The organism is Bacillus cereus group sp. BfR-BA-01382 (assembly GCF_022663475.1).
Lineage (GTDB): Bacteria > Bacillota > Bacilli > Bacillales > Bacillaceae_G > Bacillus_A > Bacillus_A thuringiensis_S.
This window is the reverse complement of the sequence record NZ_JAKUFQ010000051.1, coordinates 22,019-38,752: the sequence shown is the minus strand read 5'-3', so window position 1 is coordinate 38,752 and position 16,734 is coordinate 22,019. Positions and strand designations below refer to the sequence as shown.

Genomic DNA, 16,734 nt, shown 5'->3' with positions numbered 1-16,734 from the left:
CTCAAATTATATCAACGATTTTTTTAATATATCAACGGTTCGACACAACATATCGATTTACCGACAATCTCCGACAAGGACAAACCAACTACATACCCCCTACCCGTTAATCCGCACAAGCAACAAAACAAAAAAACTATCGCATATACGCGATAGCTCTTTATTGTACATATGCAGCTAATGCTTCTAAAGCCTCTTCTGCATCTGAACCTTCTGTTGTAATTGTTATCATGCTTCCAGTTCCAATTGCTAAGCTCATAATCCCCATTATGCTCTTTGCATTTACTGTCTTTCCATCTTTCTCAATGAAGATATCTGCATGAAAGCGATTTGCCTCTTGTACAAACAACGCAGCCGGACGTGCTTGTAAACCGTTTTTTAATGAAACCTGAACTCGTTTTTGAACCACAGCTCCATTTCCCCTTTAACCTCTTATTTTTTTGCTACCGTTTCCCCCGCGCGTAATTTCTCTGCAATTTCATCGATTTTACGCAAACGATGATTAATACCCGATTTACTAATTTTCCCCCCGGATACCATCTCACCTAACTCTTTCAATGTTACATCTTGATAATCTCTTCGTAGCTGCGCAATTTCTCGTAGTTTATCTGGCAATATATCAAGACCAACCGTCTCATCAATATAGCGGATATTTTCAATTTGCCTTAGCGCTGCACCAATTGTTTTATTTAAATTAGCTGTTTCGCAGTTCACTAAACGATTTACGGAATTACGCATATCACGTACGATTCTAATATCTTCAAATCTTAAAAGCGCATTATGAGCACCAATAATATTTAAAAATTCCGTAATTTTCTCCGCTTCTTTCAAATACGTAATGTACCCTTTTCTTCTTTCCAGCGTCTTACTATTTAAATCAAATCCGTTCATTAGTTCACATATAGCATCATTATGTTCCTTATATAACGAAAAGATCTCTAAATGATAAGATGATGTTTCTGGGTTATTTACTGAACCACCTGCTAAAAATGCACCGCGTAAATACGATCGTTTACAACACTTCTTCTCAATCAATTCTTGTGATATATTTCGAATAAATGAAAAGTCATCTCGCACGATATGAAGATCGGCTAATATTTCGCGAGACTTCTCAACAAGCCTTACGATATATACATTATTTTTCTTCAATCGCATTTTTTTACGAACAAGCAATTCTACCGTTACGTCATATCCCTTTTTCAAAAGCGTATAAATTCTTCTTGCAATTGCCGCATTTTCTGTTTGAATATCAATAGATAGACGACGGTTTGAAAAAGAAAGCGATCCATTCATTCGAAGTAACGCTGATAATTCAGCTTTTTCACAGCATTCCTTCATTTCAAGGTTCGTCAGCTCTTTCTTTGTTTCTGATGCAAATGACACAGTCAACACCTCCTTATACGATTATTATGGAACAAAATTCTTGTCCTATATGAATGAGGAGCGCTACCTCAAACGAGGCAACGCATATTTATAACAATGAATATAAAATCGAAGCTAACTTTAACGTATCATGCCTTACAACACGATCATCATACTTCGCTAATCCACCTTGAATGACATCAATATTATTTTCAGCAAAACGTTCTTCATCCACTACAACTGGTGTAGACATTTCTTCCTCATATAACTTACGTAATTCACAAGGAATATCACGGTTATTTACAATTGCAGTATTAATAAATGGTTGCCCTAAATGATCGTGTAAAGCCTGCACATGATCAAAAGCAGTATATCCCATCGTTTCACCCGCTTGTGTCATAACGTTACATACATACACCTTCTTCGCCTTTGCAGCAAGAACAGCATCCCCAATTTTATTAACAACTAAGTTGGGTAATATACTTGTATACAAACTTCCTGGACCGAAAACGAGTAAATCAGCTCGTTTAATCTCAGCCAAGGTTTCATGCAATGGCTCTACATCTTCTGGAGTTAAAAAGACACGATTAATCTTCTTTCCGTAATAAGGAATCTTTGATTCGCCTGTTACAATTTCTCCATCTTCAAGTTCCGCATGAAGTACCGCACTTTGATTCGCTGCTGGTAATACACGTCCTCTGACATTTAATACTTTACTTGTTTCCGTAATTGCATGGAAAAAGTCTCCTGTAATTGAGGTCATACCTGCCAACAATAGATTTCCTAACGCATGACCTTTCAGTCCGTCCCCTGTTGTGAAACGGTGCTGAAATAAAGCTTCCACCAGTGGCTCTACATCCGATAACGCAACAAGTACGTTACGGATGTCACCTGGAGGTGGAATTTCTAGCTCATCACGTAATCTACCTGAACTGCCACCATCATCAGCGATTGTAACAACTGCTGTAATATCAACAGGATATTGCTTTAATCCTCTTAATAAAACAGAGAGTCCAGTTCCGCCTCCCATGATAACAATTTTAGGCTTTCTCTCTTTTTTCATCCCTTAATGGCCCTTTCTCTTCTCCACATCACGATGAGATACATGAACACTATACTCTGGTTTCAAATGTTTCCCAAGGTATTCTGTAAGCGTAACAGAACGATGCTGTCCACCTGTACATCCAATTGCAATTACAAGTTGACTTTTGCCTTCTCTTTTATAATGAGGCAACATGAAAGTAATCAGATCCGTCAACTTCTCTAAAAACTTATGTGTCTCATTAAATTTCAGTACATACGAAGAAACTTCTTCATCTAGTCCTGTTAATGGCTTCATATGTGGAATGTAATATGGATTTGGTAAAAAACGAACATCAAATACTAAATCTGCATCAATTGGAATACCGTACTTAAATCCAAATGACATAACATTTACACGAAATGCTTGCTCAGTTTCTGTTGAGAACAAGTGAACAATTTTTTCACGTAATTCTTTCGGTTTTAAATCCGATGTATCAAGCACAATATTCGCTCGTGCCTTCATATCTGTTAATAAATCGCGCTCTGCTTCGATTCCCTTTAACGGCAAACCAGTTGGTGCAAGTGGATGCGAACGTCTCGTTTCTTTATAACGAGTTACAAGCGTACTATCTTTCGCATCTAAAAATAAAATATGAGGAATAATCCATGTACGTTCTGATAAATCATCAAGCGCTCCCCATAAATGTTCGAAAAACTCGCGGCCACGTAAATCAATACCAAGTGCCACTTTATTCATTTTCCCTTTTGAATCCGCCATAAGTTCAATAAACTTTGGCAATAACATCGGTGGCAAATTATCTACACAAAAATATCCTAAATCTTCAAAACTTTGTAAAGCTACTGTTTTTCCAGCTCCAGACATCCCTGTAATAATTACCATTTTTATATCATTATTCTCTGTCATCGTATCCTCTCCTTGACGGTTTAACTCGGATCTAATCGATATGAAAGCAACTCAAAATCTGGGGTATATACAAATGTACCGTAGATTATGCCATTTCCTTTAATTAAGTAATCAATAATGTGATAATCTCCTGGCGCCATTGCTAAATCATCAATTTTGTCAAATGTATGCCAACCAATGATGCCTTCTTCGCTCTCTAGTTTGTTTTCTCCTGCAAAATCTGTCGCTAAAAAGGAGAACATCATCCATTCAGAAACAACTTTATCACCTTCTTGGATGACAAAGGTGAAGACCCCCTTTAACGCTGGGTTTTTCAAATAAATACCTGTTTCTTCACGATACTCGCGAACAACGGAATCTCTTACAGTCTCACCACGCTCCATTTTCCCGCCTGGTGCAACCCACCAATTTCGGCGAGGTTTTTGGAGTAAGAGTACTTCATTATCTCTAATTAACACACAGTTTGTCACTCTTTGCATGTTTCTTCACCTCAGCTACTTGCAGTAAAATTCCTCACTGCATACTTCTTTCATTATACTATCAAAAACAGTTTGCTACAACGAAGGAGCCAGTCCTCTTTCGTTAAGCATATGCTACTCAACAATTTTAAAAAAGCTTTCTATAACAAGCAATGTAAATGCTTAGACTTTCAATGAATAGCATAAAAAATCCCCTTAACGATTTTTATCGCCAAGGGGATTAAAGCCTTTATTTCTTACCGAAATAAGTAACAATCGCAAATCCTAAAATAAAGGTAATAATCGAACTTATAATTGAAAATCCGCCAGTCGGAATCCCAGGGAACACAATTACAATCGAACCGATTACAAGTCCAATAATTGCCGCAAATGTCATACTTTTATAACGATCTAATAAAAAACTAATGCCTTTACTACTTACAACAAATCCGACCATAACACCAGCACCGATAACCACGATTAAAGGTAAATTAAGTGTAGTTAAAGCGTTAATTGCTGTTGGATACACACCAATAATTAATAAAATAAACGATCCACTAATCCCAGGAAGCAGCATGGCCATACTAGCCATCCATCCTGCGAAAAATAAACCAATTGCATTTAAAATTGTTAACGTCGTAATTGGATCTGCTGCCTTATCTGGTTTAAAGAAAGCTGTAATCGCAACAAGAATTGCTGCAACTATTAATAAAACAATGTGCTTACCTTTAAACGATGACTTTGCATCAGCTTCTCTCATTAACATCGGTAATATACTAATAATTAAACCGAGGAAGAAAAATTGAGTCGGTTCATAATGATTTGCAAGTAAATATTTAATAACGTGACTTAACGTTAAAAATGCTGCTGCCACACCAGCTGCAAGGGGAATTAAAAATCCTAAATGTTTTTTCCATTCACGACTAAAGAATCCACTAATTGCCGCAAGCAATTGTTCATAAATCCCTAACACAACAGCGATTGTACCGCCGCTCACACCAGGAATTAAATCACTAACGCCCATACAAAATCCACGATATATATTACGCCATTCCATACTGAATAAATTCCTCATTTCTTATAGTGATTTTTTCCGTAAAGTCCAGTATATCAATAAGAAAGCTTATAATCCTAATATTTTTTGACAAAATTTTGACATTTTCAAACAAAAAAAGAAGAAAGCTCCTGTCGGTAGCTTTCTTCTCACAAGGTATATTATCCCTTATTTTTCTGATACAGTTTTTAATTCCTCTAATAATTCTTCTACGTAATGTTGAGCACTTTGTGCTGCAATACTACCGTCACCTGTTGCAGTTACAATTTGACGAAGCATTTTTTCACGAACATCACCAGCTGCAAAAATACCAGGAATTTTCGTTTCCATACGTTCGTTCGTTTCAAGGTAACCATTTTCATTTGTAATACCTAGTTCAACAAATGGTTTTGATAATGGTAACATACCGATGTATACGAATACGCCGTCAGTTTTGACTTCTTTCTCTTCTCCACTGTTTACGTCGACAAGTGTTACACTTCCTACTTTACCACTTGCTTCGTTGATTTCTTTTATAGTATGGTTCCAAATGAAATCTACTTTTTCATTTTGGAAAGCACGGTCTTGTAAAATTTTCTGTGCACGAAGCGTGTCACGACGGTGAACAATCGTTACTTTTGATGCAAAGCGCGTTAAGAATACACCCTCTTCAACAGCAGAATCTCCGCCGCCAATTACGATAAGTTCTTTTTCTTTAAAGAATGCCCCGTCACATACTGCACAATATGATACACCACGGCCGCCAAGTTCTGTTTCACCCGGTACACCAATTTTTTTATACTCTGCACCGCTTGCAACGATAATTGCACGTGCTTTATATTCTTTTTTACCAGCAATAATTGTTTTGTATTCTTTACCATCGATGACTTCTTTCACATCACCGTATGCATATTCAGCACCAAATTTCTTCGCATGCTCAAACATTTTATTTGATAAGTCTGGTCCTAAAATAGACTCATAACCTGGGTAGTTTTCTACATCTTCTGTGTTTGCCATTTGGCCACCTGGAATACCACGCTCAAGCATTAATGTGCTTAAATTTGCACGAGATGTATATACTGCAGCTGTCATACCAGCTGGTCCTGCACCAATAATAACGACATCATAAATTTTTTCTTCTGACACACTATTCACTCCTATCCATTCCTACACAATTAAGTTACCCTCATTATACTGTTAGCATCATTTTTTTCCCAATGATTTGCTTATCTTATGTGTGCGTACGCTTAACAGCTTGCACATACTTTCGGACAGTCGCTACAGATACATTATATACATCTCCAAGCTCCGACTGTGTCATTTTATTTCCTTGTTCGCCGCGTACAATGTATTCAATCGCAGCTGACCAGCCGTACACATTTGTAAATATATCTCCAGATGTATATAAACGTATGAACGTACAAAACCAAAAGTGTAAACACTCTTCAATTAATTCATCATCTTTTTTCGTATAATTGTATAATGCATCCGCGATTCGTACGCACTGCTCAAATTGTTGTAAATCAGCTGGAATACTCTTATGACTATTAAGTAAAAAGAAGTAATTTGCAAGTTGTGATACGATGGGAACACCGTTCTTCGCTTGCGTTATATCAAAGAAGAATCCAACCTTCTCCGGCGTTGACAATTCATTCATTAAATATAAAGCCAGCATTTGTTCTTCTAACGTCGCACTTTGCTGAAATGATTTTCGTAATTCTTCAAATAGCAAACTTTGTCCTTCATCTGCTAAATTCAGCGCATTCCAGGGCTCTTTTCCTTTTTTATCAGGGTGCAATTCCACGACATGTTGCCACATTTTTTCAGCTAGTTGCTGATCTTTCACCATATAAGCAGAATATGCAAACCAATAATAAAAACTAACGTCTCCCTCGTATCCTTGACGCTTTAATAATTTGAACCATTTATATGCATGCTCGAAATAACCAATCGTTGCAAGTGTGGTTCCCAGTTTCAAACGATGTTCAAATGAAATCGGATATACTGAAACTAGCTGTCCCGCTAACGCTTCTACTTGTTTATGCTCTCCAATTGAATATAGAAAAATAAGCGTATTACAAAGCGCATGTATATTACCAGGATTTTTCTCTAAAATCATTTCTGTTAACTTCAGTGCCTTGTCTACATTACCAGATTGAAAATGTGCAATGGCTAAATTATTATGACCTGACCAAAATTCCGGATAATCTTTCGTAACAATTTCTAATGTAGCAATCGCTTCTTCCAATTGTCCATTACGAATATAACGATTCGCTTCTTCCTGCATAACAATTAAATCATCTTCATCTTCAATCTCTTCCGCACCCATTGCTTCTTCTTCCATAATCTCAAGAAGTTCTAATGTATCTTCTACGAATTCCTTCTCTTTTGCAAATTCTAAATAGCGATCCGCATATTTCTTCGCCTGTTGAAATAACCCCATATATGCATAATTATTTGCAATAAAATAATAGCACTGTTCAAGTTCTGGATTAGATCTAACTAACTTTAAGAAGATTTGATTCGATTCTTGATATTCACCAGCCTCAGATAATACTGATGCTAATTGACATAAAATAAACGGCTCCTTCTCACTTTGTGCCGCTCTTCGAAAATATTTAATTGCATCTTGCAATTTTTGCCCTTTGTAAGCTCTCATCCCTTTTTTATAAAAGAAGTCCGCTAGCTGATTAAAAGAGATAACTTGTCCGTTCTCCTTATATATTCTTTGATTTTTCCCCATATATCCTCCAGTTTTTTGTTTTCTTCGTTCACACATTCTTCTATCTATAAGTATAAACGATTCCGTAAAAAACAAAACAGTATATTCTACTCAATTATTTCCTTTTTATTCATAAAAAAAGAAGAGAAATGTTACATTTTCACCATGAACCTTCTCTTGCGGTCATTTGCTCTTTCGTATAAATAATACGCATTGGATTTCCACCTACGAAAGCTCCGCTCGGTACATCTCTATGAACAAGTGTGCCAGCTGAGACAGTCGCACCATCTCCAATTTTCACACCTGGTAATATTGTTACATTCGCTCCAATCATCACTTCATTTCCAATGATGATTTCCCCAAGTCGATATTCACGAATTAAATATTCATGTGCTAAAAGCGTTGTGTTATAACCAATAATCGAATTCTCTCCCACAGTTATCTTTTCTGGGAACATAATATCCGGCATTACCATAAGTGCAAATGATGTTTTCTTTCCTACTTTCATCCGTAAAAAAGTACGGTACAACCAATTCTTCACAGATAAAAATGGCGTGTAACGCGCAATTTGGATAATAATAAAGTTTTTCATTACCTTCCAAAAAGACACTGTTTTATACACATTCCATAATGAATTTCCTCCTGAAACAGGATAGCGCGTTGTCCGTCGCACTTAGCTCGCTCCTCTACTAACTTACTTGGACCTTTATGAACGGTTCATATTAGACAAAATCGGTAGCAAATCACTCATTTTATCTAGCATAAAGTCCGGCTTGTAAGCTTCTAAATACGCTCTACCTTTCAACGTCCATGAAACCGCAGCTGTTTTCGTCCCCGCATTTTGACCACCGACAATATCATGATGATTATCCCCAACCATCAATGCCTCTTCTGGTTTTGCATCTAATAATTCAAGCGCTTTTTGAAGTGGCTCTGGATGTGGTTTCACATGCTCTACATCATCAATTGTCACGACAACATCAAAAAATTCATCAAGCTTTGACAACTGTAATCCCATCTCAACGGTTTGTCTCGCTTTCGTTGTAACAATACCAACTTTATAACCTTGCTTCTTCAACTCTCGAACTGTTTCATATACAGTTTCATATTCTTCTACTAATTCATCATGATGATCATGGTTAAATTCGCGATAGCTTGTAATCATCTCTTCAACCTTACTTTCATCAATCTTGCTGAAAGTATCATGCAAAGATGGACCGATAAATGGCAACACATCTTCACGCTTATATTGATTTGGATAATATGTATTTAAAGTATGTAAAAAAGAAGAAATAATAAGTTCGTTTGTATTAATTAAAGTTCCATCTAAATCAAATAACACTGTATTTATTCTCATTGCCTTAGTCCTTTCACTTTCCTGAATATGAAAGAAGCAGCATCTTACAATAAGATGCTACTTTTCTCTAATTTTCCGAATATCTTTTATCAGCTTGCCCCATTTTTCGTCTCACAATAATGAAAATAATAGAAATAACAACAAGTCCAATTGACATTACTTGTGCAATGCGAAGTGGTCCTAGCATTAAACTATCTGTACGTAAGCCTTCTACGAAGAAGCGTCCTACTGAATACCAAATTAAATATGTGAAGAATAATTCCCCGCGGCGTAAATTCACTTTTCTTAATGCAAGTAGTAAAATTACACCTACAAAATTCCATAATGATTCATATAAAAACGTCGGATGATAGTACACACCCTCAATATACATTTGATTAATAATGAAATCTGGTAAATGAAGACCTTCTAAAAACTGTCTCGTTACTTCATCACCATGTGCCTCTTGGTTCATAAAGTTTCCCCATCGGCCAATTGCTTGTCCTAGTAAAATACTTGGCGCAGCAATATCCGCCAACTTCCAGAATGAAACCCCGCGTCGCTTTGCAAAAAGAATTCCGGTAATAACCGCTCCGATTAAACCACCATGAATCGCCAAGCCACCTTGACGAATATTAATAATTTGACTCGGGTTTTGCGCGTAATATTCCCATTCAAAAATAACATAATACATTCTCGCAAATAGAATAGCGATCGGTACTGCAATTAATACAAGGTCAACAAATGTATCTTTTGGAATACCTAGCCTTTCTCCCTCGCGAGTTGCTAGCCAAAGACCTAATAGCACACCTGTACCGATAATAATCCCGTACCAATAAACAGGAAACGGCCCAAGTTGGACAGCTACGCGGTCAAGCCGCGGTACAGAACCTAACAGCATATGTATGACCTCCCTCTCCAATGTTTACTCCTGATTCCCTAACTCAATCGCACTCATTAATCGTTCTGAGAACTGCTGTGCTGCATTGACTCCCATACGCTTTAAACGGAAGTTCATCGCTGCTACTTCAATAATAACAGCCAAGTTTCGACCAGGACGAACCGGAAGTGTAATCTTCGTAAGTTCTGTATCAATAATTTTCATCTTCTCTTCATCAAGACCTAAGCGATCATAATTTTTCTTTTGATCCCAAATTTCAAGATTAATAACAAGTGTAATACGCTTATAATTTCGCACTGCCCCTGCACCGAATAACGTCATAACGTTAATGATACCTAGACCACGAATTTCTAATAAATGCTCAATTAAATCTGGTGAGCTTCCTACTAATGTGTCTTCATCTTCTTGGCGAATTTCTACACTATCATCCGCAACAAGGCGATGGCCACGCTTCACAAGTTCAAGAGCTGTCTCACTTTTACCAACACCACTTTGACCTGTAATTAAAACACCAACACCGTAAATATCCACTAATACACCATGAACAGCAGTTGTTGGTGCTAGCTTACCTTCTAAATAATTGGTTAAACGACTTGATAATCTCGTTGTCGTTTGAGAAGAACGTAATAAAGGCATGCCTGATTCACGTGATGCTTGTAATAACTCATCTGGTACATCTTGATTACGAGTTATAATAATACATGGCGTCTCCTCGGTACAAAGCGCTTTCATTCTCTCTTGTTTTTGTTCTGTCGTTAACGTATCAAAGAACGTAAGCTCCGTTTTTCCAAGAAGCTGCACGCGATCAGCTGGATAATATGTAAAGAATCCTGCCATTTCAATTCCAGGTCGTGATAAATCACTTGTATCAATCGGACGATGAATTCCTTCCTCACCACTTATTAACTCCAATTGAAATTGTTCAATTAAATCTTTTGTCCTTACTTTTGGCATATGTATAAACCTCCACTCCGCTGCGGGTTCAGTCTCGTTTGATGTAAAATTCCATTCTACCGGATATTGTACCATTTTTTTCTGGAAACAAGAAATACGGTTTCTGATAAATAGAAAAAAACATTTCATACGAATAATGAAATGTTTTTCTTTTTGTCATTTTCTCTTTTTTTCATATAGAGGTTCCACAATTGCCTTTTCAATAATCATATTAAAAATTGAAATACAAATTGCCGCAACAATCGCTACACCAAATCCTGATATATTAAAAGCATCTCCTAATAATGAATCTGCTATTTTTAACGTAATCGCATTAATAACAATTAAGAAGAAGCCGAAAGTTACAACAGTAATTGGTAGCGTAATTAAAATTAAAAACGGCTTTACGAACACATTTAAAACAGCCAAAATAATACTCGCAATAATTGCAGTTTGTATATTCGCTACGTAAAACGCGTCTGGTGCAATCCCTTTTAAAAGTCCCGATACAGCGATTAACACAACGCTATTTACAAGAAGTGATACAATCCATCTCATTTTCTTACACATCCTTTTAACATATATATTTCATCATACGCTAATAGACAATAAACGCAAGTATCATACAAATACTTATACCAACTTATTCTACTCTTCACGCTTGTATACCTACCAACATTTCTTTGTGAAATAGGGACCACACCATCTATGTTCATGAGTTTTTACAAAAGTCCAAGTGAAATCTTTATCTACAATATAGATATCACCTTTATACGCATCATCTGTCTCACACAATGTATCATCCAGATGTAATAAACTCGCATCCTTTATTAATAGTACCTCATCACAGTGTTGGTAGAAAATGTAGCACTCCTTTTTCACTTCATTATGAAACGCGCTCTCTGCTTCTATTCCTTCTAAGCACTTCTTTTTCTCATAACTAAATATGTGCCAAAGATATCCACATACATACTTATCTCCGTAAAAAAAAATGTCTTCTTTTTCTTCATCACTTAAATGGTTTGCAAAGTTATTCTCCCAGCGCTTCCGAAAATATACACCCCACTTTTGGAACTTTCTTACCTTCATATTCTTCTTTCGCAACACATCTAAAAACTCCATCATCTCCCCCTATACAATAAAAACCGAGTGTCATTTCCACCCGGTTTTATTCATACACTTATTGCGATAACTCTACTTCTTTTATTTTCTCTTTCATTCTTGCTTTATCACGATTTAAAATCTCTTTTAAATACTTACCAGTATACGAGCGCTCTTCTTTTACTACTTGCTCTGGCGTTCCCGAAGCGACGATTTGTCCACCTTTGTCCCCGCCTTCTGGTCCAAGGTCAACGATATAATCAGCTGTTTTAATCACATCTAAATTATGTTCAATTACAAGTACCGTCTCACCACTCTCAACAAGACGTTGCAGCACTTCTAGAAGACGTGCAATATCATGCGCATGTAAACCAGTCGTTGGCTCATCTAAAATATATAACGTACGACCTGTAGAACGGCGGTGTAATTCAGAAGCTAATTTCACACGCTGTGCTTCCCCACCAGATAATGTTGTTGCTGGTTGACCTAATTTCATATAACCAAGCCCAACATCTACAAGCGTTTGAAGTTTACGCTTAATTTTAGGAATATTGGCGAAGAATTCTACTCCATCTTCAATTGTCATCCCTAACACTTCAGAAATATTCTTATCTTTATATTTCACTTCTAACGTTTCACGGTTGTAACGTTTACCGTGACAAACTTCACACGGAACATACACATCTGGTAAGAAATGCATTTCGATTTTAATAATTCCATCTCCACGGCACGCTTCACAACGGCCACCTTTTACGTTAAAGCTGAAACGTCCTTTTTGATATCCGCGCACTTTAGCTTCGTTCGTTTGTGCAAACACATCACGAATATCATCGAATACACCTGTGTACGTCGCTGGATTAGAACGTGGTGTACGACCAATTGGCGATTGATCAATATCAATTACTTTATCTAAATGTTCAAGACCTTTAATCTCTTTATGAGTACCTGGCTTCGCTTTCGCTTTATATAACTTTTGCGCTAACGATTTATATAGTACTTCATTAATCATCGTACTTTTACCTGATCCAGATACACCTGTTACCGCTACAAACGTACCGAGTGGGAATGACATTTTTGCATTCTTTAAGTTATTCTCTTTTGCGCCGACAATCTCCACTTTACGTCCGTCACCTTTACGTCTTTCAAGTGGAACTGGAATAAACTCTTTACCGCTTAAATATTTTCCTGTTAACGAATTATCATCTTGCATCACTTCAGCTGGTGTCCCTGCCGATACAACTTGCCCACCGTGAATACCTGCACCCGGTCCGATATCAAGTAAATAATCAGCAGCCATCATTGTATCTTCATCATGCTCAACAACGATTAATGTATTACCTAAATCGCGCATTTCTTGCAACGTACGAATAAGACGATCGTTATCGCGCTGATGTAAACCGATAGAAGGCTCATCAAGAATGTAAAGTACGCCAGTAAGACGAGAACCAATTTGCGTCGCTAAACGAATACGCTGCGCCTCACCACCTGATAAAGTTCCTGCGGCACGACTTAACGTTAAATAATCTAAACCGACGTTCACTAAGAACCCAACGCGCTCTTGGATTTCTCTTAAAATTAAATGAGCAATTTTTTGTTGTTTCTCCGTTAGCTCCACATTCGAGAAGAATTCCTGTACTTCTTGAACAGAATACTTCGTTACATCAGCAATCGTTTTATCACCAACGAAAACAGCTAAACTCTCAGGCTTTAAGCGTCCACCTTTACACTTCGGACAAGCTTGCTCTGCCATATACTTTTCCATTTGCTCACGGACATAATCAGAACTCGTTTCACGATAACGACGTTCGATATTTGGAATAACACCTTCAAATAAAATCTCATTTTCCTTTACTTGACCAAATTCATTTACATAGCGGAAATAAACTTTCTCTTCACCGCTTCCGTACAACACTTTATCAAATAAATCTTTCGGTATATCTTTCACAGGCACATCCATATCAACGCCGTAATGATTACATACAGATTGTAAAAGCTGTGGGTAATATTGTGAGCTTGTCGGTTCCCATGGAGCAATCGCATGTTCATTTAATGATAAATCCCAGTTCGGAATAACAAGTTCTAAATCTACCTCTAGCTTTGAACCAAGTCCATCACAAGAAGGACATGCTCCGAACGGACTGTTGAATGAGAACATACGCGGCTCTAATTCTCCGATTGAAAAACCACAATGCGGACAAGCATGATGTTCACTAAATAGAAGTTCCTCTTCTCCCATTACATCGATTAACACTCGGCCTCCGCCAAGCTTTAATGCACTTTCAAGTGAATCAGCAAGACGGCTTGCGATTCCTTCTTTTACAACAATACGGTCAATTACAACTTCAATGGAATGCTTCTTATTTTTATCTAACGTAATCTCTTCAGACACATCAAGCATTTCACCATCAACACGTACACGAACATACCCTTGCTTCTTAATATCTTCAAGTACTTTCACATGCGCTCCTTTACGCCCAGACACGATAGGCGCTAACACTTGTAATTTCGTACGCTCAGGATATTCAAGAACACGGTCTACCATCTGCTCGACTGTTTGTGATGTAATTTCAATCCCATGATTCGGACAAATTGGCGTACCAATTCGTGCAAATAATAAACGTAAATAATCATAAATCTCCGTCACTGTTCCGACAGTTGAACGTGGATTACGACTCGTCGTTTTTTGATCGATTGAAATCGCTGGTGACAATCCTTCAATCGTATCTACATCCGGCTTATCCATTTGTCCTAAAAACTGGCGCGCATACGCAGATAACGATTCTACATATCTGCGCTGCCCTTCTGCATAAATCGTATCAAATGCTAATGATGATTTCCCCGAACCAGACAATCCCGTTACAACAACAAGCTGATTTCTCGGAATGGTTACATCAATATTTTTTAAGTTATGTGCTCTAGCACCTTTTACAACGATAAAATCCTTGCTCTTACTCACTCTTTTCACCCTTCCGCTTTTAATTCTAATAGTAAATCTCTTAGTTCAGCTGCACGCTCGAAGTCTAACGCTTTTGCTGCTTCTTTCATCTCTGCTTCCATCTTCGCAATTGTCTTTTCGCGCTCTTTTTTCGTCATTTTCTTAGCAGGAGTTGCTTCGTATGTTTCTGTCTCTTCAGCCGCTGTCGTTGCACGGATTACATCACGAACGCCTTTTTGAATCGTTTTCGGCGTGATACCATGCTCTTCATTGTAAGCTTCTTGTATAGTACGACGACGCTGCGTTTCTTCAATTGCAATTCCCATCGATCTCGTTATGCGATCTGCGTACATAATAACGCGGCCGTTTTCATTACGCGCCGCACGACCAATCGTTTGAATTAACGAACGTTCTGAACGCAAGAACCCTTCCTTATCTGCATCTAAAATAGCTACAAGTGATACTTCTGGAATATCTAATCCTTCTCGTAATAAGTTAATACCGACAAGTACATCAAACTTACCAAGGCGAAGGTCACGAATAATTTCAATACGTTCTAACGTTTTAATTTCAGAGTGAAGATAGTTCACTTTAATTCCTACATCTTTTAAGTAATCCGTTAAATCCTCTGACATTTTCTTCGTTAAAGTCGTAATTAGTACACGTTCATTTTTTGCAATACGATCTTGAATTTCTCCTAATAGATCGTCAATTTGACCTTCAATAGGTCGTATATCGATTGGTGGATCTAAAAGCCCTGTTGGACGAATAATTTGTTCTATTACTTCTGGTGACTGCTCTAACTCATACGGTCCCGGCGTTGCTGAAACGTAAATAACTTGATTTGTTTTTTCTTCAAACTCATCAAACATGAGCGGTCTATTATCTAGAGCCGATGGCAGACGGAATCCATGATCCACAAGCACTTGTTTACGTGCTTGGTCACCGTTATACATCGCTCTTACTTGTGGCACTGATACGTGCGATTCATCCATAACGATTAAGAAATCTTTCGGGAAATAATCTAATAACGTATACGGCGTTGCACCTGCTGGACGAAGTGTTAAATGACGGGAATAGTTTTCAATCCCTGAACAAAAGCCCATCTCGCGCATCATTTCTAAATCATAACGTGTACGTTGCTCTATACGCTGCGCTTCTAACAACTTACCGTTATCATTTAACTCCTTTAAACGCTCTTCTAATTCTTTTTCGATATTTTCAATAGCGACCTTCATTTTCTCTTCACGTGTAACGAAGTGAGATGCTGGGAAGATTGCTACATGATCACGTTCTGCTAATACTTCACCTGTTAACGCATTTACTTCGCGAATACGATCGATTTCATCACCGAAAAACTCAATTCGGATACAATGCTCATCAAGTGATGCCGGGAAGATTTCAACTACATCTCCGCGCACACGGAATGTACCACGCTTGAAATCAATATCATTACGTCCATACTGCACATCAACAAGTTCACGAAGCAATTGATTGCGGTCCTTTTCCATACCAACTCGAAGTGAAACAACTAACTCACGGTATTCTTCAGGAGAACCTAAACCATATATACACGAAACACTCGCAACGATAATTACATCGTCCCGTTCAAATAATGCAGACGTTGCTGAGTGACGCAATTTATCAATTTCATCATTAATCTGCGCGTCCTTTTCAATAAACGTATCTGTTTGTGGTACATACGCTTCTGGCTGATAATAATCGTAATAACTAACAAAATACTCAACTGCATTATTCGGGAAAAAGTCTTTCAACTCACTATATAGCTGTCCTGCTAACGTTTTATTGTGAGCCATAACAAGTGTTGGCTTTTGCACTTCTTTAATGACATTTGAAATCGTAAATGTCTTACCCGTTCCTGTCGCTCCAAGCAACACTTGCTTTTTCTTTCCACTATTAATTCCCTCTACAAGCTTCTCTATAGCTACCGGCTGATCACCTTGCGGGGAATACGCTGATATAATTTCAAATTGATGTTCCAAAT

Annotated in this window: 16 protein-coding genes; all 16 read right to left on the bottom strand. The window is 37.6% G+C overall.

Translation table 11 applies throughout. From position 1 onward, the window contains the following. Positions 1 to 160 precede the first annotated feature (160 nt). The 16 genes from MR160_RS19630 to uvrB all read right to left on the bottom strand — a co-directional run bounded on the left by MR160_RS19630 (position 161) and on the right by uvrB (position 16,732). A complete protein-coding gene (locus MR160_RS19630; protein ID WP_000250307.1) occupies positions 161 to 409 on the bottom strand; it encodes an HPr family phosphocarrier protein in 249 nt (82 codons plus the stop codon). 23 nt (positions 410 to 432) lie between these two features. After that, positions 433 to 1,383: a DNA-binding protein WhiA gene (gene whiA, locus MR160_RS19625; RefSeq protein ID WP_000006563.1), complete on the bottom strand. Its 951-nt coding sequence runs from the start codon at positions 1,381 to 1,383 to the stop codon at positions 433 to 435. An 88-nt stretch (positions 1,384 to 1,471) separates the two neighbouring features. Continuing rightward, on the bottom strand, positions 1,472 to 2,425 hold the full coding sequence (locus MR160_RS19620) for a gluconeogenesis factor YvcK family protein (protein WP_000712185.1): 954 nt from the start codon (positions 2,423 to 2,425) through the stop codon (positions 1,472 to 1,474). Between the two features lie 3 nt (positions 2,426 to 2,428). Continuing rightward, positions 2,429 to 3,310 (bottom strand): RNase adapter RapZ, encoded by an 882-nt coding sequence (gene rapZ, locus MR160_RS19615; protein WP_000138458.1) that lies wholly within the window; start codon positions 3,308 to 3,310, stop codon positions 2,429 to 2,431. 20 nt (positions 3,311 to 3,330) lie between these two features. Continuing rightward, entirely contained in the window at positions 3,331 to 3,789 is a 459-nt protein-coding gene (locus tag MR160_RS19610; protein ID WP_001190080.1) for an NUDIX hydrolase, read from the bottom strand. A 229-nt stretch (positions 3,790 to 4,018) separates the two neighbouring features. Further along, entirely contained in the window at positions 4,019 to 4,825 is an 807-nt protein-coding gene (locus MR160_RS19605) for a DUF368 domain-containing protein (protein ID WP_000455196.1), read from the bottom strand. A gap of 165 nt (positions 4,826 to 4,990) precedes the next feature. Further along, positions 4,991 to 5,947 carry a thioredoxin-disulfide reductase gene (gene trxB, locus MR160_RS19600; RefSeq protein WP_001288077.1) on the bottom strand — a complete coding sequence of 319 codons (957 nt, stop codon included), beginning with the start codon at positions 5,945 to 5,947 and terminating at the stop codon, positions 4,991 to 4,993. 85 nt (positions 5,948 to 6,032) lie between these two features. After that, complete coding sequence (locus MR160_RS19595) at positions 6,033 to 7,544, bottom strand: tetratricopeptide repeat protein (protein ID WP_000517718.1); 1,512 nt, start codon at positions 7,542 to 7,544, stop codon at positions 6,033 to 6,035. A gap of 139 nt (positions 7,545 to 7,683) precedes the next feature. Then, the gene (locus MR160_RS19590; RefSeq protein WP_001255086.1) at positions 7,684 to 8,196 is read right to left on the bottom strand and encodes an acyltransferase; all 513 of its coding nucleotides are present in this window, start codon (positions 8,194 to 8,196) and stop codon (positions 7,684 to 7,686) included. A gap of 33 nt (positions 8,197 to 8,229) precedes the next feature. After that, positions 8,230 to 8,880, bottom strand: a complete 651-nt coding sequence (gene ppaX, locus MR160_RS19585) for a pyrophosphatase PpaX (protein ID WP_001222403.1) — start codon at positions 8,878 to 8,880, stop codon at positions 8,230 to 8,232. 67 nt (positions 8,881 to 8,947) lie between these two features. Beyond that, positions 8,948 to 9,760, bottom strand: coding sequence for a prolipoprotein diacylglyceryl transferase (gene lgt, locus MR160_RS19580; RefSeq protein ID WP_242297883.1), 813 nt, complete (start codon positions 9,758 to 9,760; stop codon positions 8,948 to 8,950). Between the two features lie 24 nt (positions 9,761 to 9,784). Then, positions 9,785 to 10,714 carry an HPr(Ser) kinase/phosphatase gene (gene hprK / locus MR160_RS19575; protein ID WP_001127251.1) on the bottom strand — a complete coding sequence of 310 codons (930 nt, stop codon included), beginning with the start codon at positions 10,712 to 10,714 and terminating at the stop codon, positions 9,785 to 9,787. Between the two features lie 156 nt (positions 10,715 to 10,870). Beyond that, a complete protein-coding gene (locus MR160_RS19570) occupies positions 10,871 to 11,251 on the bottom strand; it encodes a phage holin family protein (RefSeq protein WP_001267308.1) in 381 nt (126 codons plus the stop codon). A gap of 111 nt (positions 11,252 to 11,362) precedes the next feature. Further along, the gene (locus MR160_RS19565) at positions 11,363 to 11,815 is read right to left on the bottom strand and encodes a DUF4275 family protein (protein ID WP_000394720.1); all 453 of its coding nucleotides are present in this window, start codon (positions 11,813 to 11,815) and stop codon (positions 11,363 to 11,365) included. Between the two features lie 58 nt (positions 11,816 to 11,873). Beyond that, positions 11,874 to 14,750: an excinuclease ABC subunit UvrA gene (uvrA, locus tag MR160_RS19560; protein ID WP_000045589.1), complete on the bottom strand. Its 2,877-nt coding sequence runs from the start codon at positions 14,748 to 14,750 to the stop codon at positions 11,874 to 11,876. A gap of 5 nt (positions 14,751 to 14,755) precedes the next feature. Then, positions 14,756 to 16,732 (bottom strand): excinuclease ABC subunit B, encoded by a 1,977-nt coding sequence (gene uvrB / locus MR160_RS19555; protein WP_000400993.1) that lies wholly within the window; start codon positions 16,730 to 16,732, stop codon positions 14,756 to 14,758. Between the last annotated feature and the right edge of the window lie 2 nt (positions 16,733 to 16,734).